This window comes from Oceanococcus sp. HetDA_MAG_MS8, assembly GCA_019192445.1.
Classification (GTDB): Bacteria; Pseudomonadota; Gammaproteobacteria; order Nevskiales; family Oceanococcaceae; genus MS8.
This window is the reverse complement of sequence record JAHCMK010000003.1, coordinates 564,306-591,228: the sequence shown is the minus strand read 5'-3', so window position 1 is coordinate 591,228 and position 26,923 is coordinate 564,306. Positions and strand designations below refer to the sequence as shown.

The 26,923-nt window shown below is 59.1% G+C and carries 27 protein-coding genes, 1 tRNA gene and 1 pseudogene; 14 read left to right on the top strand and 15 right to left on the bottom strand.

Translation table 11 applies throughout. The features are described 5' to 3' along the window. Positions 1-127: 127 nt before the first annotated feature. Positions 128-1,348 (bottom strand): tyrosine--tRNA ligase, encoded by a 1,221-nt coding sequence (locus tag KI787_08440; GenBank protein ID MBV6629978.1) that lies wholly within the window; start codon positions 1,346-1,348, stop codon positions 128-130. 151 nt (positions 1,349-1,499) lie between these two features. Here KI787_08440 and KI787_08435 point away from each other — a divergent pair, with 151 nt between their 5' ends. Further along, complete coding sequence (locus tag KI787_08435; GenBank protein MBV6629977.1) at positions 1,500-3,002, top strand: peptidoglycan DD-metalloendopeptidase family protein; 1,503 nt, start codon at positions 1,500-1,502, stop codon at positions 3,000-3,002. 4 nt (positions 3,003-3,006) lie between these two features. After that, entirely contained in the window at positions 3,007-4,140 is a 1,134-nt protein-coding gene (locus tag KI787_08430; protein MBV6629976.1) for an anhydro-N-acetylmuramic acid kinase, read from the top strand. Here KI787_08430 and erpA read toward each other — a convergent pair. The 3 genes and pseudogenes from erpA to argC form a co-directional block, all read right to left on the bottom strand. After that, positions 4,126-4,473: an iron-sulfur cluster insertion protein ErpA gene (gene erpA, locus KI787_08425; protein MBV6629975.1), complete on the bottom strand. Its 348-nt coding sequence runs from the start codon at positions 4,471-4,473 to the stop codon at positions 4,126-4,128. The two genes, KI787_08430 and erpA, sit on opposite strands and share 15 nt — an antisense overlap. Continuing rightward, positions 4,470-5,159 (bottom strand): hypothetical protein, encoded by a 690-nt coding sequence (locus tag KI787_08420; GenBank protein ID MBV6629974.1) that lies wholly within the window; start codon positions 5,157-5,159, stop codon positions 4,470-4,472. Before KI787_08420 ends, erpA begins: the two co-directional genes overlap by 4 nt. Beyond that, positions 5,141-6,211: pseudogene (gene argC / locus KI787_08415) on the bottom strand (N-acetyl-gamma-glutamyl-phosphate reductase). Before argC ends, KI787_08420 begins: the two are co-directional and overlap by 19 nt. 82 nt (positions 6,212-6,293) lie before the next feature. Between argC and KI787_08410 the strand changes: the two are divergent. After that, complete coding sequence (locus KI787_08410) at positions 6,294-8,000, top strand: chloride channel protein (GenBank protein ID MBV6629973.1); 1,707 nt, start codon at positions 6,294-6,296, stop codon at positions 7,998-8,000. 68 nt (positions 8,001-8,068) lie between these two features. Next, on the top strand, positions 8,069-8,503 hold the full coding sequence (locus tag KI787_08405) for a CopD family protein (protein MBV6629972.1): 435 nt from the start codon (positions 8,069-8,071) through the stop codon (positions 8,501-8,503). 62 nt (positions 8,504-8,565) lie between these two features. On the opposite strand, the gene bfr is transcribed toward KI787_08405, so the two are convergent. The 3 genes from bfr to KI787_08390 all read right to left on the bottom strand — a co-directional run bounded on the left by bfr (position 8,566) and on the right by KI787_08390 (position 10,231). Beyond that, complete coding sequence (gene bfr / locus KI787_08400; protein ID MBV6629971.1) at positions 8,566-9,048, bottom strand: bacterioferritin; 483 nt, start codon at positions 9,046-9,048, stop codon at positions 8,566-8,568. A gap of 386 nt (positions 9,049-9,434) precedes the next feature. Continuing rightward, positions 9,435-9,683, bottom strand: a complete 249-nt coding sequence (locus tag KI787_08395; GenBank protein MBV6629970.1) for a (2Fe-2S)-binding protein — start codon at positions 9,681-9,683, stop codon at positions 9,435-9,437. A gap of 74 nt (positions 9,684-9,757) precedes the next feature. After that, a complete protein-coding gene (locus KI787_08390) occupies positions 9,758-10,231 on the bottom strand; it encodes an RNA pyrophosphohydrolase (GenBank protein ID MBV6629969.1) in 474 nt (157 codons plus the stop codon). Between the two features lie 71 nt (positions 10,232-10,302). Between KI787_08390 and KI787_08385 the strand changes: the two genes are divergently transcribed. Beyond that, positions 10,303-10,953, top strand: a complete 651-nt coding sequence (locus KI787_08385) for an HAD family phosphatase (protein MBV6629968.1) — start codon at positions 10,303-10,305, stop codon at positions 10,951-10,953. 166 nt (positions 10,954-11,119) lie between these two features. Further along, the gene (locus tag KI787_08380; GenBank protein ID MBV6629967.1) at positions 11,120-11,767 is read left to right on the top strand and encodes a hypothetical protein; all 648 of its coding nucleotides are present in this window, start codon (positions 11,120-11,122) and stop codon (positions 11,765-11,767) included. Positions 11,768-11,829: 62 nt separating this feature from the next. Here the strand turns inward: KI787_08380 and KI787_08375 are convergent, their stop codons facing one another. From KI787_08375 to KI787_08360, 4 genes are all read right to left on the bottom strand, one after another. Continuing rightward, the gene (locus tag KI787_08375; GenBank protein MBV6629966.1) at positions 11,830-13,404 is read right to left on the bottom strand and encodes a YdiU family protein; all 1,575 of its coding nucleotides are present in this window, start codon (positions 13,402-13,404) and stop codon (positions 11,830-11,832) included. Positions 13,405-13,475: 71 nt separating this feature from the next. Continuing rightward, positions 13,476-14,414: a succinylglutamate desuccinylase/aspartoacylase family protein gene (locus KI787_08370; GenBank protein ID MBV6629965.1), complete on the bottom strand. Its 939-nt coding sequence runs from the start codon at positions 14,412-14,414 to the stop codon at positions 13,476-13,478. Positions 14,415-14,510: 96 nt separating this feature from the next. Further along, entirely contained in the window at positions 14,511-15,416 is a 906-nt protein-coding gene (gene rimK, locus KI787_08365) for a 30S ribosomal protein S6--L-glutamate ligase (protein ID MBV6629964.1), read from the bottom strand. A 64-nt stretch (positions 15,417-15,480) separates the two neighbouring features. Next, positions 15,481-15,939, bottom strand: a complete 459-nt coding sequence (locus tag KI787_08360; protein ID MBV6629963.1) for an ATP-dependent zinc protease — start codon at positions 15,937-15,939, stop codon at positions 15,481-15,483. A 44-nt stretch (positions 15,940-15,983) separates the two neighbouring features. Here KI787_08360 and KI787_08355 point away from each other — a divergent pair, with 44 nt between their 5' ends. After that, complete coding sequence (locus KI787_08355; protein ID MBV6629962.1) at positions 15,984-16,958, top strand: zinc transporter ZntB; 975 nt, start codon at positions 15,984-15,986, stop codon at positions 16,956-16,958. A 40-nt stretch (positions 16,959-16,998) separates the two neighbouring features. Here the strand turns inward: KI787_08355 and KI787_08350 are convergent, their stop codons facing one another. Next, complete coding sequence (locus KI787_08350) at positions 16,999-17,451, bottom strand: hypothetical protein (GenBank protein MBV6629961.1); 453 nt, start codon at positions 17,449-17,451, stop codon at positions 16,999-17,001. Between the two features lie 111 nt (positions 17,452-17,562). Here KI787_08350 and queC point away from each other — a divergent pair, with 111 nt between their 5' ends. The 7 genes from queC to prpF all read left to right on the top strand — a co-directional run bounded on the left by queC (position 17,563) and on the right by prpF (position 24,899). Continuing rightward, positions 17,563-18,252, top strand: a complete 690-nt coding sequence (gene queC / locus KI787_08345) for a 7-cyano-7-deazaguanine synthase QueC (GenBank protein ID MBV6629960.1) — start codon at positions 17,563-17,565, stop codon at positions 18,250-18,252. Further along, positions 18,249-19,331, top strand: coding sequence for a 6-carboxytetrahydropterin synthase (locus KI787_08340; GenBank protein ID MBV6629959.1), 1,083 nt, complete (start codon positions 18,249-18,251; stop codon positions 19,329-19,331). Before queC ends, KI787_08340 begins: the two co-directional genes overlap by 4 nt. Further along, on the top strand, positions 19,328-19,972 hold the full coding sequence (gene queE / locus KI787_08335; GenBank protein ID MBV6629958.1) for a 7-carboxy-7-deazaguanine synthase: 645 nt from the start codon (positions 19,328-19,330) through the stop codon (positions 19,970-19,972). The genes KI787_08340 and queE overlap by 4 nt, the downstream gene beginning before the upstream one ends. A gap of 215 nt (positions 19,973-20,187) precedes the next feature. Beyond that, positions 20,188-22,782, top strand: coding sequence for a Fe/S-dependent 2-methylisocitrate dehydratase AcnD (acnD, locus tag KI787_08330; protein MBV6629957.1), 2,595 nt, complete (start codon positions 20,188-20,190; stop codon positions 22,780-22,782). Positions 22,783-22,968: 186 nt separating this feature from the next. Then, positions 22,969-23,154 carry a hypothetical protein gene (locus KI787_08325; protein MBV6629956.1) on the top strand — a complete coding sequence of 62 codons (186 nt, stop codon included), beginning with the start codon at positions 22,969-22,971 and terminating at the stop codon, positions 23,152-23,154. A gap of 261 nt (positions 23,155-23,415) precedes the next feature. After that, positions 23,416-23,712, top strand: coding sequence for a hypothetical protein (locus KI787_08320; protein ID MBV6629955.1), 297 nt, complete (start codon positions 23,416-23,418; stop codon positions 23,710-23,712). A 2-nt stretch (positions 23,713-23,714) separates the two neighbouring features. Beyond that, complete coding sequence (gene prpF / locus KI787_08315) at positions 23,715-24,899, top strand: 2-methylaconitate cis-trans isomerase PrpF (protein ID MBV6629954.1); 1,185 nt, start codon at positions 23,715-23,717, stop codon at positions 24,897-24,899. Between the two features lie 646 nt (positions 24,900-25,545). Here prpF and KI787_08310 read toward each other — a convergent pair. The 3 genes from KI787_08310 to dapA form a co-directional block, all read right to left on the bottom strand. Next, positions 25,546-25,635, bottom strand: a tRNA-Ser gene (locus KI787_08310). Positions 25,636-25,707: 72 nt separating this feature from the next. Beyond that, positions 25,708-25,896, bottom strand: a complete 189-nt coding sequence (locus KI787_08305) for a hypothetical protein (protein MBV6629953.1) — start codon at positions 25,894-25,896, stop codon at positions 25,708-25,710. Between the two features lie 114 nt (positions 25,897-26,010). Then, positions 26,011-26,904: a 4-hydroxy-tetrahydrodipicolinate synthase gene (dapA, locus tag KI787_08300; protein MBV6629952.1), complete on the bottom strand. Its 894-nt coding sequence runs from the start codon at positions 26,902-26,904 to the stop codon at positions 26,011-26,013. Positions 26,905-26,923: the final 19 nt, after the last annotated feature.

Genomic DNA, 26,923 nt, shown 5'->3' with positions numbered 1-26,923 from the left:
CCCTGCGCCGCCGCCGTTGTGTTGGCCGCGTCGCGTCAGGAGCTGCGCAGTATAGAGCATTTTTCGTGACGCGCAACACCTTTTGCGAAAAAAGTTTGCGAGGATGATGAATCAACCACTTAGGCGGCTATTGAGCAGCTTGGCCAACTGCGACGCGCGCAACTCTGCGCTTGCCCACCTGGACTACACACTCTGTACCCACGGGCAAAACCATGGCTTTGTCCGATACACGCTGTTGATCGACCTTTACCGCGCCCTGCTGAATCATCCTTAAGGCCTCGCCTCCAGACTTGACCAGCCCCACCTCACGCAATAGTTGCGGCAGCGCGATTCCTGACTCGTCGAACGCAGGGACGCGAATGAGATCTAAATCCGTGGGCAGTTGCTGATCACGAAATCGTGACTCGAAGTTTTGCCGAGCTTGCTCCGCCTCTGGACCACCGTGATAACGGTGCACCATCTCAGCCGCCAGGCGCAGCTTGGCTTCCTTGGGATGCAAGCTGCCCTCGTCCACGTCTTTATGAAGAGTGGCGATGGCTTCCAGGCTCAAACTGCTCAGCAGCTCGTAGTACCGCCACATCAAAGTGTCGGAAATAGACATAAGCTTGCCGAACATATCGTCCGGGGCATCTCGGACACCGATATAGTTATTCAGGGACTTGCTCATTTTCTGCACCCCGTCCAAGCCCTCCAAGATGGGCATGGTCATCACAACCTGGGGCGCTTGACCGTAGTCTTGCTGAAGCTGGCGACCGACTAAGAGATTGAATAGCTGATCGGTCCCACCAAGCTCAACATCAGCGCGCAATGCCACGGAGTCATAGCCCTGCAGCAAGGGATACAAGAACTCATGGATGGCAATTGGCTGCCCGGTTTTATAACGATTATTGAAATCTTCACGCTCCAGCATGCGGGCGACTGTATGCCTCGCCGCCAAGCCAATCATGTCGGCCGCGGACATAGCACCCAACCATTCCGAGTTGAAGGCGACTTGGGTCCGCTCTGGATCTAAGATTTTGTAGACCTGCTCTTTATATGTGGCTGCGTTGCGTCGCACATCGTCTTCAGTCAGGGGTTTGCGGGTGACGTTCTTGCCAGTGGGGTCCCCAATCCGCCCCGTGAAATCACCAATGAGGAAGATCACCTCATGCCCGGCCTGCTGAAAGTGCCGCAGTTTGTTCAGCAGCACCGTGTGCCCCAGGTGAAGATCCGGCGCGGTAGGGTCAAAGCCCGCTTTGATACGCAGCGGCTTCTTCGCTTCCTCGAGGCGTTTCCGCAGCCCACTTTCGGGCACCACCTCTGCGGCACCACGAACCAACTCGTCCAGCTGCTGAAGGTAATCACTCATTCCATTTCACCATCATTGGGAGGCAGTTTCGGCAATATTTTGACGCATAGCCTCAAAAGCCATCTGTATCCATTTGTTTTTTGTTGAATTACCCGCCGGCATGCCTTACTCTCGCCAACAAGCTTTTGGGGTTGAATTCGGGACAGGGCCCATGAATATGCATAGTGTAGGTCACGACGCACATCGTCACCCACGCCGCTGGGTGCTGATAGCTGCGCCGGCGCTGGCCGTCGCAGGTCTGCTGGCAGCACAGGCGACCCGTCCACCACACTCAGACTGGACTCATCAAACTCAGGTTTCCGGCACCTCCAAGACACTCGCTTCGATGCCTTTGATTGCGAGCGCCTACGCGGCGCCAGCCCTACAGCCCGCCCTTTACTTCAGCCTGACCGCCGATCCGGCCCACGCACGCCTGGACCTGCTAGAACTTCCACTTCCCGCCGTCAGTACGACGCCTACTCCCCCGCTGGCCACGGAAGCCGAGCTCGCTGACGCCGCACAACCCCATAGCGTCGCTGAGCAGACGCCTGCAGGTGAAGAGCAATCATTAGTTGTCACGCGTGGCGACAGCTTATCCGGACTACTGGCGCAGGCCGGCATTCGCGCAGCGGACTGGTTGGCCGTGTCCAAACTGCCCGATGAAGCCAAACGCCTGCATCGCATGCAGCCCGGTGAAGTCCTGACAATTCGCCGCGACGGCGACCGCCTATTAGCTCTGAGCTACCCCTTAGATAGTTTGCGCACGTTGGAAATCGCCGGCTCGGATGCGGGCTGGGAGCAGTCCATCACCACCCAGGCCACGGAAACCAAGCGCCACCAAGCCAGCGGCGTCATTCGCAACAGCTTGTACCTGAGCGCGCTAGAGATGGGGCTGAGTGACCGCATGATCATGCAGCTCGCGGACATATTCGCCTGGGATATCGACTTCGAACGCGATGTGCGTGACGGCGACCGCCTGCACGTCATTTACGAGCAAAGCTATCTGCAAAACACGGAAACGGTCGCCGGACACCCACGGATTATGGCCGTTGCTTATGAAGCCGCAAAACGCGATTTTCAGGCTGTGTATTACACGCCCGCTGAAGGCTCCGCCGGCTACTACAACGCCGATGGACGCCCTATGCGCAAAGCCTTCCTCCGTACGCCAGTAGAGTTTGCACGGATTAGCTCCCGCTACTCCCGGGCACGCAAGCACCCTATTCTGAACCGGGTGCGGGCCCATAAAGGCGTTGATTACGCGGCGGCGCACGGCACACCCATCCGCGCTACAGGCGACGGCCGAGTGGCGCACTTGGGCACGCGGGGAGGATACGGTCGTACGATCATTCTTGAGCATGCAGGACAGTACCGGACGCTGTATGCACATATGTCGAGTTATGCCCGCGGGCTCCGCACGGGTAGCCGGGTGCAACAGGGCCAAACTATCGGCTATGTGGGCGCGTCTGGCCTAGCGACCGGCCCCCATCTCCATTACGAGTTCCATAAACACGGGCAGCACGTAGACCCGCTGTCGGTCGCCCTGCCCGCAGCGGCGCCGCTACCCGCAGCGGAAATGGCCCGCTTCGAGCAGACTACAACTCCCTTGCTCACACAGCTCGCTCAGCTGAGTCAAGGCGCCACCTTCGCACAAGCCGCCACTAGCGCCACTCCCTAAGCCCATGACCATGTGGGTCGAGGGCGTCTGGCTGGGGTTAATGTCTGGCACCAGCGTGGATGCCATTGATGTTGTCGCTCTGGGCCCCTGCCCATCTCGGCCTTATGCAGGCGCTCTACTTGGGCATTGGCAGTCGCCCTGGCCCGCGGAGCTTCAAGCTCGCCTTCAGGCCCTGCCCCTGGCTCCGCCACGCAGCTGGTCCGAATACATGGAGCTTGATGTCGCAGTTTCAGCTGCGCACGCGCAGGCTGTCCACGACTTTCTAGAGCACACATCCTTGCCGGAGTCACCGCATGCGATTGGCTTTCACGGACAGACGATCTTTCATGCGCCACAGCAGAAAAACACGCTGCAGCTAGGTAGCGCGGCGCATCTCGCGGCGAGGCTCAACCTTCCTGTAGTTGCTGACTTGCGCCGAGCGGATATGGCCCAAAACGGCCAGGGCGCCCCCCTAGCCAGTGCCTTTCATCATGCCCTGTGGGGACTAGATGATGTGCCGACGGCAGTATTGAACCTTGGCGGCATTGCCAACCTCAGCATTCTGCGCGAAGGCGAGTTATGCGCTGGTTTTGATACCGGGCCGGCCAACGGGTTGATGGACAGCTGGGTCCAGCGGCATTGGCAACAGTCCTTTGACCTCCAGGGCGCCCTGGCCCGCCAAGGCCAAGTCGTGCCCGGGCTGCTTCAAGCTTGGCTGCAAGACCCCTATTTTCAATTACCCGCTCCGAAATCCACCGGCCGAGAGTATTTCCATTTGGACTGGGCCGGCCTAAATAGCGATAACGGTCATGACGCCGAACCCGCGAATGTTCTACGAACATTGTTGGAGCTCAGCGTGCAAACCGTGACTCAAGCTTTGGCGGAGTGGCCTGTAAAGCGCGTAATCATGGTCGGCGGCGGCAGCCGCAATGACTTCTTGGTTGAGCAGCTCAAGCTCAATAATCCAAGCTTAGATTTCTGCCATAGCGCGGAATGGGGCTGGCCCTACGACACCATCGAAGCTGGAACGATGGCTTGGCTAGCCATGCGCCACTGCGCGGCGACCCCTGGCAATGCCGTCACAGTGACCGGCGCGGATCAGCATGTGATTTTGGGCGCTTACTATCCCGCGCCCGTCCCGAGCTCAGACGGCAAATGAGGACCCGCAGCCGCAGGTCGTGGACGCGTTAGGATTGCGAATCACGAACTGGGCGCCATTCACATCATCTTTGTAATCGATTTCAGCGCCTTCCAAGTAGACCACGCTCATGGGGTCGATGAGCAAAGCAACGCCCAAGGTGTCGACACGCGTATCGTCTTCGGCCTGCTCCTCGTCGAAGCTAAATCCGTACTGAAAGCCAGAACAGCCGCCGCCGGTGACAAACACGCGCAGCTTGAGATCCTCCCGCTCCTCGGACTTCATCAGCTCATCCACCTTGCGCGCAGCCGCTTCGGTGAACACCACAGGGGTTGAAATGTCAGCTTCGGTCATGTGTTTGCCTCCAGAGCAGGCCAGGCCCAAGATTTTACGACAGTATCATCACTACCTTGGGGTGTAATTAATGCAATCAAGCGCTCGGGCTGAAAAGCCGAAGGAATCCCCAGCTCAGCCTCCCATTCTTGAAAGCGGCTAAAACGATACTCTGCCCCAGGAGTAGGCCCTGCCGCCAGCTCGGCGATCGGGTATTCACGCACCTGCTCCCCCTCACGCCCACGCAGGCGAAACTCCATACGTCCGGTGGCTACGCCACGCGAGCCACCAGAGCGCGCCAAAACGGCCCTAAGCATCACCCGAGCTCCGGCCAGCGCGTACCACTCCACGGCATGCAAACGCACACCGCCCGGCGAGTTCTCTGGATCCACCAGCCCCCGATAGAACTCCAAGTCCTCGCGCAGCCGGGCCCGCTGCGCTGTAAGCTCGGCAACAGACTCACGCAAAGAGGCGCGCGCCGTTTCGCAGCGGGTAAGGTCTCGCAGCTCGGAGCTCAAATCAGCGCTCGAAGCCGCCTGCTCGGTCACATCTGTCTGGCCAGCGTTGTTCGGCAGGGACACCCGATCAAGCGGCACTGAGGTCGATTGCTGCTCCCCAAGAACAAAGCCAATCAGAGCACTCGTAGCGCAAAGCGCGGCACCCGCCACCCAAACATTGATTGTGAAATTCAGGGCTGCATCCCCCAAGCATCCAAACCGGTGGCAGGCTCCAGGCCAAACATCACATTCATGCACTGTACCGCTTGGCTTGAGGCTCCTTTGGCCAAATTATCAATGACGCTCAAAACCATAACCCGCTCATCTCGGGCGTGTACCGCGAGATGCACGCGGTTGCTGCCGCGCACGTCCCGCGTCGCCGGATGGGAGCCCACGGGACGCACCACAATAAAGGGGTGGTCCTGATAATAGCTTTCAAAAACGGCCTGCCAATCCGTATTCGCACGCAGTGGCTGGGCGTAGACGGTAGCGTGAATACCGCGCAGCATAGGCACGAGGTGGGGTTGGAAGAACACCCGAACCGGGCTGCCGCACAGCTCGCTCAAACCCTGCTCAATTTCTGGCTGATGGCGATGCCCACCCGCCGCGTAAGCCTTAAAACTATCAGCACACTCACTGTATAAGCTGCCGACTTTCGCTCCTCGTCCTGCCCCCGTGACCCCCGACTTACAATCGGCCAACAACGAATGCGGCGCAACAGCGCCATCAGCCACCAAAGGTGCTGCCGCAAGCTGTACCGCCGTGGGATAACAGCCGGCACAGGCCACTAAGCGCGCCTCGGAAAGCCGCGCAGGATAAAGCTCCGGCAAACCGTAAACGGCTTCCTCCAGCAATTGCGGGGCAGCATGCTCGACGCCATACCACTGCGCGAAGAGTGCTGGATCGCGCAGGCGAAAATCCGCAGAAAGGTCGATAACTCGGCAACCTGACGCTAGAATTTCTGCAGCTTGTTGCATGGCAGTGGCGTGTGGGGTCGCAAAAAACACCACATCTAAGCTAGACCAGTCCACATCAGCTGGATCGACAAAACACAGGTCGCAGCCGTAAAGACTGGGAAAGCTTTGGGCGATGGGCTCTCCGGCCTGAGCGCGCGAGGTTACAACACGCAGCCGCGCCAGCGGGTGGCGTAATAGCCAGCGCATCAGTTCCACACCTGTGTAGCCGGACCCACCGACAATTCCGATATTGATGGCTTGCGTACTCACGCTGGATTAAACACCTAAAAGACTGCAAAAGGACATCGACCCAAAGTATGGCCCGACTATGAATTGGCCGGCATGGTTATCCCGAACTCGCGAACGAATTCTACCGCGCGAGAAGCCGTTGAGCTTGGCACATTTGTCATTGTTAGGCGCTGCGGTGGGCGCGGTGGCCGGCCTCGCCATTGCCGGCCTGCATGGGCTGATCCAGGCAGCGCAGTGGAGCTTAGTTCTTGCCCAAGAGCAGTGGCAGGGTTGGGGTGGCAGCGGCCTGAGGATTTTTCTCACGACGGCCTATGGCGGAGTTTTATTGGGGCTGGTGTACAGCCTGTTTAAGCCCCGCCATCGGCATGGTGGCTTTGTGCACATCATTGAACGCCTCACCTACCACCAAGGCCAGTTCCCAGCGCGCAACCTGTGGCTGCAGATTTTAGGCACAGTCCTGGCGACTAGTAGCCACCAAGCTGTGGGCCGAGAAGGTGCGGCTGCGCACATGGGAGCAGCTGCGGGCAGCTGGATAGGGCAGCGTTTAGACGTTCCAACAGCAAGCGTCCGAGCGCTGGTGGGATGTGGGGCTGCCGCTGGCATATCGGCCTCGTTCAACACGCCATTGGCCGGCGTGATCTTCATCATGGAAGTGATCGTGGTGGAGTACTCCGTGGCCAAACTCGCCCCCAGCATTGTCGCCGCAGTATGCGCCAATGCAGTGGCGCATCTATGGTTACAAAGCCACCCTGCACTCATCGCGACCAACAGCGGCTTACTCTCTATGGCCGAGTTGCCCTATCTAGCGCTGATGGGTGTCTTACTCGGTTTGTTGGCTCGGCTGTATTTGGACCTGGCCGCACAGGCCACCAGCCGTCTGCGACGTTGGCCCATCTGGGTCGGCATGAGCCTTGTCGGCGTCATCACCGCTTTAGGCGCTGTTGCGGTCAACGACCTCGTCGACAACGGGTTCTCTGTCATCAATCGCGCACTTGCTGGCGAGCTGGAGCTGAGTGTTGCCGCCTCCCTCGGCGGCTTAATGTTGCTGTGCTCGGCCTTGGGAATAGCGGCTGGACTGCCAGGCGGCGTCATCATGCCCTGCATGCTCATCGGCGCCTGTGTCGGCTTGGTATTTGGTGAGTGGGGCGGCATCCTCAGCCAGTCGCCTGCATCCGACCCTGGCGTTTATGCCCTCCTCGGACTAGGCGGCATGGTCGCTGCTGTCTTACAGGCGCCCCTCACCGCTTTGGTGTTGTTGGTGGAGCTTTCCGCACGCACCGGCATCTTATTACCCGCCATGCTGGTGGTGGTCACAGCTGTTGTCGTCGCCCGTGGCGATACTGCGGGGCTGTCGGTGTTTACCTTAGTGCTGCGTAACCGCGGCTTGGACTACCGCAATGATCCCGTTTCGCAGTCTTTGCGCCGCATTAGTGTCATGGCCGCGATGAATCGCAGTATTGCGCGCGCCCCGGTACAAATGGCATTGGATGATGCTCGCGCTCTTCTCAACCGGCACCCAGATTGGATCGTTGTGCAGCTAGAGAGCGGCACCCGCTTTGCTTTGGCTGCCTCAGACTTGCTGCATGCCTGTAATGCTAAAGACAGCCAAGGCGGCGAGATCAAGGTCGGCGAAGATACGCCCAGCCGCATCGATCTGAGCAAAATCCCAGGTGAACGCAAACAACTGGCCAGCATTCACTTGCGCGCCTCCCTGCAAGAAGCCTGGGATGCCCTTAAAGAGCAAACGGCTGATGCGCTTTGCGTAGAGAAAAACACTCATAACAACCAAACCACCATCTATGGCGTGCTCACTCCTGAAGCGATCGACCGCGCCTACCGCACCTGAGCACTGCACGAGCCTGGGTTCACAGGCATGATTCCCATCACCGACTTGTGACTGGACGCGTTTAGGCCATGCTTTGGGTGAAGTCTTTCCACGTGATTTTCATGGTGACCTGGTTCGCCGGACTGTTCTATCTTCCCCGGCTCTTCGTTTACCACGCAGACATGCCCGCCGATGACAATTATGGCGAGGCGCGGTTTTTGGTGATGGAGCGCCGCTTGATGGGCATTACCCACTTGGGCGCCCTGCTCACCGCGGTCTTCGGCATCTGGCTCTTAGTGGGCTGGCGGAGCACGCTGCTGCAGGCTCCCTGGTTCCACGCCAAACTGGGGCTACTGCTTTTGCTGTACGGCTACCATTTTTGGTGTGCCGCCTTAGTCCGACAGTTTGCTGCCGGCGACAATCAGCGCAGCGCTCGATGGTATCGCGTCTTCAATGAAGTCCCCGCCCTCGCCCTGATTGCCATTGTATTGCTGGCCATCCAAAAACCCTATTGGGGCGGCTAAACCAGCCATGCACAAAAAAGGCCGGCTCTCAGGCCGGCCCAATTCTGGTGCCAAGGCGCGGTTTAGTCTTCGCTCAAACCACTGATGGCGGACTGCAGGTAATTCTGTTCACCCAGCTTGTCCAGCAATTCAATCTGAGTCTCTAGCCAATCAATGTGCTCTTCTTCGCTCTCTTGAATGTGCACGAAGAGCTCGCGAGTCACGTAGTCCCCAACGGACTCACAATAGCCAATCGCCTCTTTGTATAAAGGGTGAGCGTTCATTTCACTGGCCAAATCGGCGCGCAAACACTCGCCAACGGTTTCCCCAATTTGTAGACGCCCAACGTCTTGGAGATTAGGCAGCCCCTCCAACATCAAGATCCGCTCGACCAAGGCGTCGGCGTGCTTCATTTCATCAATGGATTCTTCGTACTCTTTTTTCGCCAGTGCCGAAAGCCCCCAGTTCTTAAACATGCGTGCATGTAAGAAGTACTGGTTGATTGCCGTTAGCTCATTTTTCAAACCGGCGTTGAGATACTCGAGGACCTTTGCGTCGCCTTTCATGGGAATTGCCTATCCGTGTCAATAAGGTCGCCATCATAGGCTTGAAGCTCGGGCAGGTCAACCATAAGCATCTGTTTTTACTTGTATTTTTAATCGGAATCAATCCGATTCTCATTATTCTACTCAGCCCACCAAAGCGGTCGTTGAGTAAGACCTACCCGGTCACACTCAGGCTCTTTCGCAGGCACAAAAGGCGCTTTGCAAACCAACCAAAAAATGCGACTCCCGTCAGTCCGCGTTTATTGCAGCCGCAGCTCGGGTTGAGAACGAAAATGCAGCGGTTCAGAGCCGCTCAACCCCACACCTTGAAATCAAGCCAGTAAGCGATTTCCGGAGGAAACAGTGCCAGCTTTGCGCGCAGCACGGCCTCAGGGTGTAGTGCGGCGTTAGGAGCGCGCCATCGTCGGCACGGGTTGAGCATTCAAGGCATTCACTGCTTGCGCAGTCAGCCCCGACAAGGCCGGCTCAGCCGCCGACACTGCTTCGTCCAGAATGCGCCGCGCCTCGCACAAGCACTTACCGCACTTGGTGCCAGCCCTGGTGGCAACGCACAAGCCTTTGATGGTCCGTACGCCTTCCTCGACGCAGTCCGCAATGCGCTTGTCGTTGACGTTATGACAGATACACACAACCATACGCACAGTAGAATGCAAATGCGAATGATTGTCAATAGTTCTCGTGGCATTTTTTGCATAGCCCTCGCGGGGCACTAACGCTCTTTGTAACGAGACAGCTGCTTCAAGGCGCGCCGGTACACCGAGCGCTTAAAGAACACCACCTCCTTTTCTGGCAACTGCCAATCCACCCAACGCCAGCCATCAAACTCGGGGTGCCCCGTGGCGTCGAACTGGATCGCTTCGGTGCTACTTTGCAGACGTAGCAAAAACCACTTCTGCTTCTGGCCAATACACAGTGGGTGTTTCCCTCGGCGGATGTAACGCAAGGGAAGTCTGTAGCGAAGCCAGCCGGAGGTCCGCCCAATGAGCTGTACATCCGCCTCACCCAGGCCCAATTCCTCATACAATTCCCGAAAACAAGCTTGTTCCGGGCTTTCGCCTTTTTGAATTCCTCCCTGCGGAAATTGCCAAGCGTCTTGACCGACGCGCTTGGCCCAGAGCAACTTGTCCTCTGGCCCAATGACCACAATGCCGACGTTGGGCCTAAACCCATCAAGATCGACCATGATCTGATCCTTTCATTTGTTACTGCCGCCCATTTTTCCACAGGCTGGCCAGCGACCCAAGAGAGCAGCGCGTGAAATTAGCCGCATTTGACCTAGACAACACCCTCCTAGCCGGCGATAGCGACTACGCTTGGGGCCAGTATCTGGTCCAACGCGGATTTGTCGATGCCGAGTACTACGCCCGCGCCAATGAGCAGTTTTACGCGGATTACCAGGCCGGGACCTTAGACATCCACGCCTACGCGGAATTTGCCTTGGGCGCTATGGGACGTATTGAGCCCGAGCAGCTGGACCAGGCACGTGAAGACTTTATCCGTGATGAACTACCGCAGATGGTGGCTCCGGGCGCCCGCGCCCTACTGCAGACGCACCAGGACAATGGCGCCGAGATCGTAATCATCACCGCGACCAACACCTACATCACACGCCCCATAGCGCAGGCACTCGGGGTGCTTCATCTCATTGGCACCGAGCCTGAATATCACAACCAAAAAATGACCGGCCGCATCCAGGGCACTCCCTGTTTTCAAGCTGGGAAAATCACCAAGCTCAAAGAGTGGCTGGCTGAACGTGAGCCGCAGCAGACTTGGTTTTACTCTGACTCTATCAATGACCTACCGCTACTAAAGCAGGCGGATTACCCGGTGGTGGTCGACCCATGCCCGCGGCTGCGGGAACTCGCGCAACAGCGACGATGGCCGGTGATGAGTCTCCGGGCCTAGTTGCCACATTGTGCTGGGAGTTATTCCCAACCATTGGCATTTGTCACCGCGCGAAGGAGGCGGCCCGGGCAGCGATCCTTTGTTTTTCAGTGGCTTAGGGACTGGCATGGGCATTGCTCCAACATGGGCTAAGCATCCGAATGAGCCTCAACAAGGAACCGCCCTGATGTTACTAACCCGCTGCACCGCCCTCGCCGCCATCGCCCTCACACTGAGCGGCTGCATCATTGTCGATGTGTCCGACTCGGGCAATGGCCATGATGAAGATAGCGCACACTCCGTCAATGCCGACCTCCACCTCAGCGCAAAGCGCGAACATGGTGACGCCGCCAGCGTCAACGGTGATATCCACCTTGCGGCAGGCGCGCGCGCTGGTGAAGTAGAAACTGTGAATGGCGATATCTACCTCGGGCCCAACGCCCATGTCGAAGAAGTTGAAAGCGTCAACGGCAATATCGACGCGGAAGCCGGGGCTCATATTCGTGACGATGTGGAGTCCGTGAACGGGCGGGTCACACTCACTCAAACCTCTGTCGCAGGCGATGTAGAACTCGCCAATGGGTCTTTGGAACTGAGCGACAGTACCGTGCACGGAGATATTGAACTGCGAAATACGCCGTTGACCCTGCGCGGAACGACCCTGGTTCATGGTGATGTGATCCTGCGCAGCAAAGATGCGAGCAGCCCCCCAATCCTAGTCAGCATCGGCCCACAAGTTCGCATCGCGGGGGCACTAGTGCTCGACAGACCAGTCGTGTTGGAACTCGACCCCCGCGCAGACATCTCGCAGATTCGCGGCCGCTTCGCGCCCTAAGCAAAGCCGCATCGTTCGCCCAGCAGACAGTTCGCGGGAGCGGTTGCCCCGCGAACCTCTATCTAGCTACTACAGGACAACATGCTGCAGCCGGGCTTGTGTTCCGCCCAGGCCGGTCGCATTTGCATGTAGTGCTCCTGATCAGGCCGGTCAAATGGCGAGGACAGAGCCCGCATCAGGGACTCCAATGGCTGCATATCCCCAGACTCTGCTGATTCAATGCACTCAGCCAACAACCAGTTCCGCGGAACCACAAAGGGGTTCACTGCGCGCATGTGGTCTGGTGTTTGCGAGCTTGTCAGTCTTCTTTGCAAATATTCGTCCCACCACCGCTGAGCCCGCTGCAGACTTTTCTCTGTGGGAGGCTCAGACGCATAACTACACTGCGTAAAGACTTTTGTCGCGTCTGGCCGTGTGCTCGGGTCAATCTCCCCTAAAGCACAAAACCAGCGGGTCCAATCCAGCCGGAACAACCGCAGCAGCTCAAAGCCCTCTTGCAGCCAGTCCAGATCCTGCGCTTGCAAGGGGCCTACGCCGAACTTTTCCCCCATCCCGGCGTAAAAGTGCTGGGTATAGCTCGCTGAGTATTGCTGCAAGGCCTGCTCGAGGGCCGCCCTGGGCAAGCCTGTAGACATCAGTGCCGAGCCTAGGCAACCCAAGTTCCATTGCAAAATTTCCGGCTGCCGACCAAAAGCATACCGACGGCCATGTGCATCTGTGGTGTTGGGCGTCCATCCTGGGTCAAAAGGCTCCAACCAGCCGAAGGGACCGTAATCGATGGTCAACCCCAACACACTGGTGTTATCTGTATTGAGCACCCCATGCACGAAACCCAGCTGCATCCACATACTCGCCAAGCGACCGGTTTCCTCGCAAAGCTGACCAAACCAGGCCACCGCGTCATTGCCGTGGGCAAAGGGACTGCGCTCTAGGCAGTAGTCCAACAGCTGTTGTAGCAGTTGGGTTTCACCGCTGGCCGCATGAATCTCGAAATGACCAATTCGTACAAAACTGGGGGCGACGCGGGTCACAATGGCGCCAGGCTCTGGCTCCGGGTGTCCGTCATAAAGCATGTCACGGACGACCGCATCGCCAGTGCTCACCAAGGCCAAGGCGCGCGACGTCGGAACACCCAGCGCGGCCATCGCCTCACTCAATACATACTCCCGCAACGAGGAGCGCAGTACCGCCCGTCCATCAGCCCCGCGGGAGAAATTAGTCCGCCCCGCACCTTTAAGCTGCACGGTGTGCAGCGCACCCCGTGCATCACGCAGCTCGCCGAGGTTGATCACGCGACCATCTCCAAGTTGGCCAGCCCAGTTGCCGAATTGGTGCCCCCCATACCGCATGGCGTAAGGGCGGCTCCCATCAAGCAAAGCGTTGCCACTGAGCAGATTTGCCCAATGCCGCTGTTCTTCAGCGCTTTCGGGCGCGGCGAATCCCAACTCCGAGGCACAACCTGCAGACCAAGCGATTAACTCTGGGGCAGTCACCGGCTCCGGCTGCGCCACACTTGCACAGGCATCCGGCACCGTTTGCGACTGATGGGGGTCTAGGTCCTGCGCACATGGCAGCGCCTCGCAGTAATCAACCTCCAGCCGGACTGAAGGCAGCGATAACAGCTTGCGGGATTCCATAACCTAGGCACCTCGAGGGTCAAGCAGACCAATTAGCCTACACAGGCCCACGGCGCGCAGTCATGACTGCGCTAAAGAATGGGCGGTTCCTGCGCTGCTTGCTCTGCCGGCGGCTCCTCGGCCTGAACCCGCTCCCAATCAGCCGCTAAACGCTGCGCCTGCCCTGCCTCCGCCAAGTGATAGACCGCCTCACCTTCGTACACCACTGGCAGGTTGAGTTTACCGATGACCAGACCAGAGAACGGCGCGGTTATGCACATCTCATGGTCGCCAAAGCTGTCGGCCACCCGCCCTAGTACCTGCCCCTGCGTCACGTACTCACCTAAACCTGCCAGAGTGCGCAGTATCCCGCTACCGCCCGCTCGCACCCACTGACTGTTGTGCACAAAGGCTGTCCGCTGGGCGGTTTTGCGCGCGCGCGCCGGAGGCAACATCTCTAGCCCACGCAGAGCATTCAGAACCCCCGTCACGCCAAGGCGAATGCTGGTCTCATCAAAACGCAACGCCTCACCAGCCTCATACACTACAACAGGAATGCCGGCCTTCCGCGTGAAGGCCCTGAGAGTACCGTCACCTGCTGGCGCATCCAGAACCAAAGGTGCGGCAAAGGCTGCGGCTAACTCGCGAACTCCAGGCTGTGCCAATTCGGCGCGCAGCTGCGGCAAATTACCGCGATGCACTGCTCCGGTGTGCAAGTCAATGCCGTAATCGCATTGACGGACAACTTCCTGCAAAAAGGTATGCGCCATGCGCGCAGCCAGCGACCCGCTGGTGCTTCCTGGAAAGCTGCGGTTGAGGTCCCGGCGATCTGGCAGATAGCGCGAACGGCTGACAAAGCCATGCACATTCACCACGGGTACGGCGATCAGAGTGCCGCGCAGCCGGGCCAAACTGCGGTGGCGGAGAACCCTGCGCACGATCTCTACACCGTTGAGCTCATCCCCATGGATAGCCGCGCTCAAAAACATGGTCGGCCCAGCACGGCGCCCGCGCAACACGCGAACCGGCATCGTCAGGGCGCTATGGGTGTACAAATCGGCCAAGGGGAGTTCCAGCGAAACCTGCTCTCCTGGCGCGATCTGCCGCCCGGCAATCTGAACCACGGCCTAGCCTTGTCCGCGTGTGCGAGTGCGCCCTACCCGCGCGTTTTTCTCGATGAACGCAAAGACCATACCGGCCACGTCTTTACCGGTAATGGTTTCGATGCCTTCTAATCCCGGCGAAGAGTTCACCTCCATCACCACCGGACCATGGTTAGACCGCAAGATATCTACGCCGGCCACATTCAGACCCATGATGCGTGCCGCCCGGACAGCCGTAGAGCGCTCCTCGGGGGTAATGCGCACCTTTTCGGCATTCCCGCCGCGGTGCAGGTTAGAGCGAAACTCCCCGTCTTTGGCTTGACGGCGCATGGCAGCCACGACCTTGTCACCAATCACGAAGCAGCGCAGGTCGGCGCCTTTGGCTTCCTTGATGAACTCCTGCACCAAAAAGTAGGCATTCAAACCGCGGAAAGCCTCAATCACGGACTCCCCAGCCTTACGGGTTTCGGCCAGCACCACGCCGACGCCTTGGGTCCCTTCCAGCAGCTTAATCACCGTGGGTCCACCGCCGACCAAGTCCAACAAATCAGAAGTGTCGTCTGGTGAGTGGGCGAAGCCTGTCACGGGCATACCAATACCGCGCCGCGCCAAAAGCTGATGGGCCCGCAGCTTATCCCGGGAGCGGGTAATGGCGACCGATTCATTGACCGGATACACACCCATCATTTCAAACTGTCGCAGCACCGCTGTGCCGTAGAAGGTCACCGAGGCGCCAATACGCGGAATGATGGCGTCGAAGCCTTCTAAGAGCTTGCCGCGGAAATGAATTTCTGGCGAATGCGACACAATCTTCATGTAGCAGCGCAGCGGGTCGATAACATGCATTTCATGGCCACGCTCCTTTCCCGCCTCAACCAAACGACTCGTGGAATACAGCTTAGAACTGCGCGACAAAATACCGATCTTCATACCTGTGTCCTCCGCATAAGCAGCGCCGCAATGTTTATGCAGTAACGCCGTTGAAAGTGTGAAGTTATTGGGAACCGCAGAGAAACGACGCTGCGGGGTTCACGACAAAGCGACCATTCATGGCCGTACGCCCAAGTAGCATTCGAAAGGACATGCTGTCGCGATCAGTCAGTGTGAGTTCAGCGGCAAACTCGAGCGCGCCAACACGCATACGAGTCCGAATGACCGGGCGTAACTCGCGGTGGCCACCCGAGTCACTCACCTCGCGGCGATCCACCAAGGGGGCTTCGCAGTGCCTTACTTCGCTGTCGTCTTTGTGCAGCGGGTGCAGCGAAAAGCGGACCCAGTCCTCGCCGTCACGCTGGAAAGCCTCCACCGAGAATGCGTGCAGGGCCGATGTACGGGCACCCGTATCGACTTTGGCGCGAATAGGCGGCAAGCCAAGGTCGGGCAGTTCTACCCACTCGCGCCAACCCAATGTTGTCAGCTCTGCCTGCGGCTGAAATTGCATTTGCGATTCCATGTCCGCCTATTATGCGGGCACATGGCTTGCAATGTCGCCCATCTATGACGAACAACCCCCACGCATTAATTTGTGCCCATGTTCTCGGCGGACGCCGCGTGGAAAGTTTGGCTGCAGCTAACCACTGGCAAAGCTCGGAAGGCCCGTTGTGGCTGCATCTCAACCGGCATGCTGATGACACCAAACGCTGGCTGACCAAATCTCGAGAGGTCTCCGCCGCGGACCGCGAAGCCTTATTGGCCGAAGAAACCCGGCCGCGACTGCTGGTTAATGAACGACGTCTTTTGCTGATCTTGCGCGGGGTGAACCTGAACCCTGGCGCCGACCCTGAAGACATGGTGTCCATTCGGGTGTGGATCAACGCTGAACGCATCATTTCCTTACGTGGACCGCAGCTGCTTGCCGTCATGGATATGCGCAAAGCCATCGATAGTGGCGGTGGGCCACGCTCCACTGGTCAATGGTTGGCACAACTCATCGAGGGATTAACCGAGCGCATGGGCCCGGTCATCGAAGACATCGCCGGCGCCTTGGACGATGTGGAAGACGAACTCATGACGCGCACCGGCCCCGACTTGCGCAGCACCCTCGCCACCCGGCGCCGGCAGGCCATCGCCCTGCGCCGGTTCTTGGCACCCCAACGTGAGGTGTTGCAACGCCTGTATGCAACACCGCCGGATTGGCTGGATGACATGGACAAGGGGCGCATCCGTGAATCCGCGGACCGCCTCAATCGCTTCGTCGAGGATCTTGACGCCCTGCGTGAGCGCGCCATGGTCACGCAAGAGGAACTCAATACCCGCGCCGCGGAACGAATGAACCGCAACATGTACTTACTGGCCCTGGTTACTGCGGTGTTCTTGCCCTTAGGCTTTATCACGGGATTGCTGGGGATGAATGTAGCTGGCCTGCCTGGCACCGAGACACCCAAAGCATTCTGGTGGGTGTGCGGTGCCATGCTGGCATTGGTAGCAAGCCAAATCGCCGTACTGAGCCGACGCCGATGGTGGGGAGCCTAGTTCAAACAAGTACCGGCGCTGCGGTCTAGATGTCCCTTGTTTAGGGCTGCGAAGCTGCTGGCGCTGGCCAGAGGCGACTGCCTACGATTCGTACGCGATCACCAACTTGCACAGTCCCTGGATCATCCACAATCAAGGTGCGCATGCCGCCCTGATCCATATTCAAGGTAATTTCCGCACGCCGGCTGAGTCGGCCCATGTCTGGCACTTCCACCACAGGCACTTGGTTATCCAGTAGCAACGATCGCGTCCCCTGCGTTTGTAGCTGCGGCATCCGATTCAACCCAGCGGTTGGCGACAATATCTGGCCACTGACCGCTTCACCAGGAAGCTCGCGTGGCTGGATGCGCGTCCCCTGCGTGGGCTCTACCGCCACGACCCGGCCGCAGTCAGCGCAGGCCTGATCTGTTCCTTGCTCCTCTGGACTGCTGGCACAGCCCGCAACCGTCAGCAATAAACTCGCCAAAGCGATGCTAAGAATCTTGTTCCGCATGCGTGGTTCTCCTGTCATGACTCTCTTCTCGACCGTAGCAGCCAGGGCCAAGTTCCGTAGTCAGCACCTGTGCGTGAGATAATACGGCTACGTTTCCCGCACCTTTGCCACATGAGCCAAGCTCGTCCGGCCGTTTGCTTATTGTCCGGCGGATTGGATTCCGCCACTACAGCCGCCCTCGCCCAAAGCCAAGGCTTCGAGGTTTTTGCGCTCAGCTTCCGCTACGGCCAGCGCCACAGCGATGAGCTCGACGCTGCGCGAGCCGTGGCCCAAACGCTAGGCGTGGCCAAGCACGTCATCGCGGACATCGACCTTCGCCAGTTCGGCGGCTCTGCCCTCACCGACGACCTCGATGTACCTAAGCACCGCAGCGCCGACGCCATGCAGGATGGCATTCCCATCACCTACGTGCCCGCCCGCAACACGGTTTTTCTGTCCTTCGCTCTGGCCTGGGCAGAGGTCTTGCACGCCCAGGACATTTTTATCGGCGTGAATGCGGTGGATTACAGCGGTTATCCAGACTGTAGGCCGGAATACATCCGAGCCTATGAGGCTATGGCGAGGCTTGCGACCAAGGCTGGCATCGAAGGGGCGCAGTTGCGGATACACACACCGCTGATAGACCTGAGCAAAGCCGACATTATTCGTAGAGGCTTGGACTTGGGTGTGGATTATGGCCAAACCCTGAGCTGCTACGACCCCGGGCCCAACCGGCAGCCATGTGGCGCCTGCGACTCCTGCCTACTGCGCGCCCAGGGCTTCGCACAGGCGGGCGTTGCGGACCCGGCTCTGCACTCATGAGCGATACGCAGCTTTGGCTCCGTAGCCAAGCCATTTTTTCCGCAGCACGCAGCCTTCCACTGCTCGGCCCAGCGCACCCAGCAGCGGGCTTACACGGACATGACTTCCGCGCGCGCTGCTGGCAGCCTGCCGCCGCCACCACACCCACCACCCTGCTCGACGAACAAGCCCGCTGGCACAGCTATTGCCAGCCCCTGAACTATGCGCACCTGGACCAGCAATTCCCGCAGGCAAGCGATGCAGGGATAGTGCAGCACTTACATCAGCAGATGCTGCAAGAACAACCAGGTATTACTGAACTTCGCAGCCATCCCTCGCAAGGACTGATTCGGCTTGACGGCAAGCGCCAATGGGCTTGGATTCGGGTGCAGTTCGAGGCCGCCCATCGCTTACCCAATGTTCCTGAAGGCCACAAGTGTGGCCGTATGCATGGGCATAGCTTTAGCCTGAAAATTGTCTCTGAGGTCAGCACTGACGATGGCTGCCCCTACATGCCTTTGCATGCCGCTTGGGAGGCCATCAGGAATCAAGTCCAACACCGCTGCCTCAATCACATCCCTGGCTTAGACAACCCCACTAGCGAGATGCTGGCAGCCTGGTTTTGGCCTCAGCTACAGCAGCATCTTCCTGCGCTGCGCTACGTCAAAGTCTTTGAAACATCGAGCTGCGGCGCTGGGTTCGATGGTCATAGCCATCGAATTTGGAAAGACATGAGCCTAGACAGCGCCGTGGAGTTCCCGGAGTCGGAGGCATCGGAAGAACAGTGGGCTCGTTTGCACGGACATACCTTTCAGCTACGCCTACAGCTCAGCGCACCACTGGATACCGTCTACGGTTGGGCGATGGATTTTGGCGATGTCAAAAGCTGTTTCGACCCGATTTTCCGCGAGATTGATCATCAGCCCCTGCACCGCCTTCCCGGTCTCACCGATGCCAGCACGCCGCAGTTATTGCAGTGGATCGGGCAAAAAGCTCGCGCAGCCCTGCCCAGCCTGTCGCGCATAGACTTGTATCAGGAGCAAGGCATGGGGGCCATACAAACCTGGGATCCAGACCCAGGCCTGGCTCTGCTGACATGAGCTACGCGGTTAAAGAAACCTATTTCACGCTGCAAGGTGAAGGGGCACAAACCGGGCGCGCCGCGGTTTTTTTACGGTTTAGTGGCTGCAACCTGTGGTCTGGGCGTGAACAGCATCGGGGCCAAGGTCCTGGTGGTTGCGCACGCTGGTGCGACACCGACTTCGTCGGCGTGGACGGCCCGGGTGGAGGCCGCTTCGCTGATGCTGACGACCTCGCCCAGCATGTTCTGAGCTTTTGGCCAGGCGGCGGCCGGCCATTGGTGGTTTGCACAGGTGGAGAGCCCCTACTCCAACTGGACCCCACGCTGATCTCGGCTCTCCATGCCAAGGGTTTTGAAATCGCGGTAGAAAGTAATGGCACCATCGCCGCACCCAGCGGCATCGATTGGCTCACCATTAGTCCTAAGCCCGGCTCCAAGCTCGTTCAGCGTCAAGGCCAAGAGCTCAAGCTGGTTTACCCCCAAGTTGAAACCGAAGCCCATCCAGACCACTTTGCTAAGCTGTCCTTCACTCACTTCTTCCTGCAGCCCCTAGACGGGCCCGACCAGGCGCGCAATATCCAACGCACCGTTGACTATTGCCTGGCCCATCCCCAGTGGCGGCTCAGTCTGCAAACGCACAAAGTCACGGGATTGGCTTAGACCAGCCACATCCGGAGTATCCGGCCCTGCTAGGGGTCGCAGCAGCTCTGCGCGGCCGGAAAAGCCGCCAAAACACCTGATAACCCCCTGATTCTACGAAGATTTGGGAAACGCCCATCGGGGGTGCGAAAATAGCGCCCTGTGATGCGCAGTGCTCCCGCGCCGCGAAGCGACGGGATAGAGGATGCGCGCAATCTTTCCATTGAAGGGGACTCATGAACAGCCAGTATCGCAAGCCACTACCCGGCACCACGCTTGACTACTTTGACGCTCGCGCAGCCGTTGAGGAGATTCAACCGGGGAGTTATGACCGGCTGCCATACACCTCCAAGGTGTTTGCCGAAAACCTGGTCCGTCGCTGCGATCCAGAACTGCTTCCCAAGGCCTTAGGCCAGTTGATCGAGCGCAAGCGCGACCTAGACTTCCCCTGGTTCCCGGCGCGCGTGGTCTGTCATGACATTCTTGGGCAAACCGCTCTGGTCGATCTGGCCGGGCTGCGTGATGCCATCGCCGCCAAGGGCGGCGACCCGGCCAAAGTGAACCCAGTAGTACCCACTCAGCTCATCGTGGATCACTCGCTGGCCGTAGAACATGCCGGCTTCGAGAAAGACGCCTTCGAGAAAAACCGGGCCATTGAAGACCGCCGCAACGAAGACCGTTTTCACTTTATTAACTGGACCAAAACCGCCTTTAAAAACATTGATGTGGTCCCGCCAGGCAACGGGATCATGCACCAGATCAACCTGGAACGGATGTCTCCGGTCATCCATTCGCGTGACGGCGTAGCCTTCCCAGACACCCTGGTAGGCACCGACTCGCACACGCCGCATGTGGACGCTTTGGGCGTGATTGCCATTGGTGTGGGCGGACTCGAGGCCGAGAGCGTGATGCTGGGCCGGGCTTCATGGATGCGGCTACCGGACATCGTCGGTGTAGAGCTCACTGGAAAGCCCCAGCCAGGCATTACCGGCACCGATGTGGTGCTGGCGCTGACCGAATTCCTGCGTCGCGAGAAGGTAGTTTCGGCCTACTTGGAATTTTATGGCGAAGGCGCCCGCGCCCTCAGCCTGGGTGACCGCGCCACTATCTCCAACATGACCCCGGAGTACGGCGCCACCGCAGCCATGTTCTCCATCGATGAGCAAACCATCGACTACCTCACCTTGACCGGGCGCGAAGCCGACAACATCGCCTTGGTGGAGAACTACGCCAAACACACAGGCTTATGGTCCGATGCCATGGCCGGCGCAGAATACGAGCGGGTACTGACATTCGACCTGTCTAGCGTGGTGCGCAATGTTGCCGGGCCGTCTACGCCACACAGCCGTGTGTCGACCACGGAGCTAGGCAGTAAAGGCATTGCCAAAGCCTGGGAGGACACCCCTGGGCAAATGCCAGACGGCGCCGTCATCATTGCCGCCATCACCAGTTGTACCAACACCTCCAACCCGCGCAATGTCATTGCTGCGGGCTTACTCGCACGAAACGCAAACGCCCGTGGCCTGACGCGTAAACCTTGGGTGAAATCCAGCTTTGCTCCAGGCTCCAAGGCCGTACAGCTGTATATGGAAGAAGCCGGCCTGCAAAAAGAACTAGACCAACTGGGCTTCGGCATCGTGGCCTTCGCCTGCACCACCTGCAACGGCATGAGTGGCGCACTAGACCCCAAAATCCAGCAAGAGGTCATTGACCGCGACCTGTATTCCGTCGCCGTGCTTTCCGGCAACCGGAACTTTGATGGGCGCATTCACCCCTATGCCAAACAGGCGTTTTTAGCCTCGCCACCATTGGTGGTGGCCTATGCCATTGCAGGCACCATCCGCTTCGATATCGAGAAGGATGTGCTGGGTCACGACCAGGACGGACAACCTGTGACCTTGAAGGACCTCTGGCCTAGCGACGAAGAAATTGACGCCGCCATCGCCCAAAGCGTGAAGCCAGAACATTTCCGCTCGGTCTACGACCCGATGTTTAAGTTTGAAGTGGTCGAAGACGACGGGATCGACCCGCTCTACGCCTGGCGCGACATGAGCACCTACATTCGGCGTCCACCCTATTGGGAAGGGGCCTTGGCTGCTGAGCGTAGCCTCAAAGGCATGCGAGCGTTGGCTGTGCTCGGGGACAACATCACCACCGACCACCTCTCGCCCTCCAATGCCATTCTTCCGGATAGTGCGGCTGGCGAGTATCTGGCCAAGATGGGCTTGCCGGAAGAGGACTTCAACTCCTACGCCACCCACCGTGGCGACCACCTCACAGCGCAGCGCGCAACTCTAGCCAACCCGAAGATCTACAACGAAATGGTGCGCGACGAGTCCGGCAACATCGTGCAGGGCTCACTCACACGGCTGGAGCCTGAAGGCAAGATTATGCGCATGTGGGAGGCTATTGAGACCTACCAACAGCGCAAGCAGCCTTTGATCATCGTCGCAGGCGCCGACTATGGCCAGGGCTCCTCGCGCGACTGGGCGGCCAAAGGCGTACGCCTCGCTGGTGTAGAAGCCATTGTCGCCGAAGGTTTTGAACGTATTCACCGCACTAACCTCATTGGCATGGGTGTGCTGCCACTCGAGTTTTTGCCAGAAACAACGCGCCTAACGCTCGGCCTGGACGGCAGCGAAACCTATGACGTCATTGGCGAACACAGCCCAGGGTCCGAACTCACTCTGATCGTGCATCGCAGCGACGGTAGCCAAGAACAGGTACCCGTGCGCAGCCGCTTGGATACGGCCGAAGAAGTCTCCATTTATGCCGCCGGGGGAGTTCTGCAGCGCTTTGCTAAAGACTTCTTGGAAGCCGAGGCTGCATGAGAAATCCCTGATCCAATCATGAACGCAGCATCATGGCCTCAGAACGGCAGCTTCGGCGTTGTGAAACTTGACAATAGTGTCGCTATTGACTGCAGTTCACGCCTTGAATCTGCGGCTTTGAGGCGGGTGCTGCTGACGCCCAGATTGAACCAGGGATTGATTGACTAACGGCAAGGAGCACAGATCATGCCCACTCCTCATCAACCCCCAGGCCACCACGCGCTGACAGCCTATATTTTCGTAAGCGACGCCTTGGCCGCAATGGCTTTTTACTGCGAGCACTTCGGCGCCAAAGAAGGTTTGCGTCTGAGCACGCCCGACGGGACCATCATGCATGCTGAGATGTTACTGGGTGATTCTAGTGTCCCTTAACAAAAGTTCGTCGCACATATGCGGGTCAGCACGGGGTGTGCCGCTAGGCGCGCTCGCGCAGGAATGGTTGTTCCATTTCAAGCGAGCGCAACACCGCGGAACGCCCCGTGCTGGCTCGCCCGAAGGGAGCCCCTCAAATCGCCTGCTACGGCGTTGCGCTCCTTGGCAAGGGAATAACCATTCCCGGCGGAGCGCGCCTTGTATCAGACGATTTGAGGGGCTCATATATGCAACGAACTTCTGTTAAGGGACACTAAACTGATGCTGAGCCAAGAAATGGCCCAATTCGGGACCAGCAATGCCGCGGCTTTGGGGGCTATCAGCCAACGCCTGCTGCTGTACGTGGAGGATGTGGATCGTACTTTTGCCCAGGCCCTTGCCGCCGGTGCCAAAGAAATTGAGCCGGTCACAGATCAGTTCTGGGGCGATCGCATGGGTGTGCTTTGCGACCCCTTCGGCCAGCAATGGAGCCTGGCCACCCACAAAGAAACCATCAGCCAGGAGGAGGCCCAAAAACGCTTTGCAGTCCTCCTGGCCGGCGCCACACCCGGTAAATGACAATGAACCATCGCCCACAAATCCGCATTCCCGCCACCTACATGCGAGGGGGCACCTCCAAGGGTGTGTTTTTCGCCCTGCATGATCTGCCCGAAGCGGCTCAGCAGCCTGGCCCAGCGCGCGACGCCCTGCTGCTGCGCGTCATCGGCAGCCCCGACCCCTATGGCAAGCAAATCGACGGCATGGGTGGCGCCAGCTCCTCCACCAGCAAAACCGTGATCCTCAGCCGCAGTGAGCAACCCGGTCATGATGTGGACTACTTGTTTGGCCAGGTCGCTATCGACCGGGCCTTTGTCGACTGGAGCGGCAACTGCGGCAACCTCACGGCGGCGGTAGGCGCTTTTGCTATCAGCCAGGGGCTAGTAGACCCCAGCCGTATCCCCGAGAACGGTACTGCCGAGGTGCGCATCTGGCAGGCCAACATTCGCAAAACCATCATTGCTAAGGTTCCCATCACTCAGGGTGCCGTACAAGAAACCGGCGACTTCGAGCTGGACGGGGTGACCTTCCCTGCTGCCGAAGTCGAGATCGCGTTTCAGGATCCGGCCGATGGCGAAGGCGCCATCTTCCCGACTGGCAATCTCATCGACACCCTGGAAGTGCCCGGCGTGGGTAGTTTTGCGGCGACCATGATTAACGCTGGCATACCCACCATATTCCTGCGCGCCGCCGACCTAGGCTACACCGGCACCGAGTTACAGCCCGCCATTAACGGAGATCCCGCCGCACTAGAGCGCTTTGAGACCATTCGCGCCCATGGTGCCGTAGCAATGGGGCTGATCCAGACACCAGACGAAGCCGCCGGTCGTCAACACACGCCCAAAGTCGCCTTTGTTGCCCCACCCAAAGACTATCTCAGTTCCAGCGGCAAAACCGTTGCAGCAAATGACATTGATCTTTTGGTTCGCGCCCTGTCGATGGGCCAACTCCATCACGCCATGATGGGCACCGCCGCAGTGGCCATCGCCAGCGCCGCCGCCATCCCCGGCACCTTAGTCAATGAGGCCGCCGGGGGCGGCAGCCGAGACAGTGTTCGCTTCGGCCATCCCTCCGGCACATTACGTGTTGGCGGCCAAGCCCGGGAAGAACAGGGTCAATGGCGCATCGATGCCGTGACCATGAGCCGCAGCGCCCGAGTGCTGATGGAGGGTTGGGTGCGGGTGCCTGGAGACACCCTAGTCATATAGGGCTTGAGAAGACGGGCCGCCCTACCGACCGAACGCCCCCCTTCTGAGGATAGAAAAGCCCGCTTTGTGAGGGTGTAGCGCTTTCGGTCACTGCCGGTGTGCTCTGACGGGAGGGATAGATTCGGGCCTTCCTGGCGCTCACCCCTACGGGGCTGACGCTTTGCGTCAGTCACATCCGGCTGTCCTGCCGGATGGTCGAACCCGGAAGGTTCTCATCAAGCCTCGTGCCTGCTCCGGATACTAAAAACCCCGCACGCAGCGGCTTGGTGCATTCGGTCACTGTCGGCGCGCTCTGACGGGAGGGATTGACGCGGGCCGTCCCGGCCCGCGCCCTGCGGGCTGACGCTGCGCGTCAGTCTCATCCGGATATCCTGCCGAATGGTCGAACCCTGAGGGTTCTCATCAATCCTCGTGCCTGCTCCAGATACTAAAAACCCCGCATCGCGCGGGCATATCAAACGGGCACGGTGCGCGCTGACGGGAGGGATTGACGCGGGCCGTCCTGGCCCGCGCCCTGCGGGCTGACGCTGCGCGTCAGTCTCATCCGGCTGTCCTGCCGGATGGTCGAACCCGGAGGGTTCTCATCAATCCTCGTGCCTGCTCCGGATACTAAAAAACCCCGCACAAGGCAGGGTTTTTTAGTATCTGGCGGAGGAAGAGGGATTCGAACCCTCGAGGAGCTTACGCCCCAACACGCTTTCCAGGCGTGCGCCTTAAACCGCTCGGCCATTCCTCCGGATTTCTGTCTTCACGCCGATGACGCGAAGCCGCGTAGTGTAGCGTCTCCGGTGAAGTTTCGCTAGCCGCTCTACAAAGTCGGGTCAGCGATTAGTCGCGGAGGCTCTGTCAGACAGCTGACCTGAGTGTCACCGTCTTCGTCCAGGTACTCGCGGGTGAGAACCACCTCCTGATACCCGCCGTCAGGAATGCGGTATGCAGGGCTCGGCGGCCCTAGGGTCACATCCTCAGGAACGATGAATGTTGGCGGCTCGCTCATTTCCAAATATGGAGAACCAGCTCCACAGTTACGCGCGCTGCATGCGCCAAGAACTGAGACCGACAGGAGTGAGAGTACAAAGGTGCGCAAAACGCGGTGCTGCTGTGTCATAGCTTAGGGCAGTTCAATATGGGCTTGACGCATAGCGCCACTGACGCGGGGATGGAACTCGGACTCAAGCTCGACCAGGGGTAAGCGAATGCCCGCTGGAATGCGGCCCATCTGCTGCAATGCCCATTTCACGGGTATAGGACTGGGCATGCAGAATAACTCTTGATGCAAGCCCTGCAGAGGGGCATCCAGGCTTCGGGCGCGCTCTGCGTCACCCTCAAGCGCCGCAGCACACATGGCCTGCATGGCGGCGGGAGCGACATTGGCAGTCACCGAAATATCCCCACGAGCGCCGAGCAGAATGGATTCGCAAGCCGTACCGTCGTCGCCGCTGAGCACCACCAAGCCCTTACCCAAGTCCAGCAGCTGCTGAATCCGGTCCAGCTCCCCTTTGGCTTCCTTCACTCCGACAATATGCGGAAACTCCAATAACTGGGCCACCGTTTCTGGTAGTAGGTCGCAACCCGTTCGGCTAGGCACGTTGTAAAGGATCTGCGGCAGGTCACAGGCTTCGGCAATGGCAGCGTAATGCGCTCTTAGCCCGGCTTGAGGGGGCTTGTTGTAATAGGGGGTCACAAGCAATGCCGCGTCTGCACCCACATCTTGCGCGGCACGGGTCAAAACGATGGCCTCGGCAGTGGCATTCGCCCCGGTCCCGGCGATTATCGGGATGCGCCCTGCGGCTTGGTGCACCACTGCGGTGACCACGGCCATATGCTCGGTCACATCGAGGGTGGCCGACTCCCCAGTTGTGCCAACCGCAACAAGGCCCGCAGTGCCCTGCTCTACATGCCAGTCCACCAATGCGCGCAATGCTCCGTGGTCGACGCGACCATTACTCTGCATAGGGGTGACGAGCGCGGGAAGGCTCCCGCAAATTGAAGTACGCCAAGTCATCCCGCCAGTATATATCGGG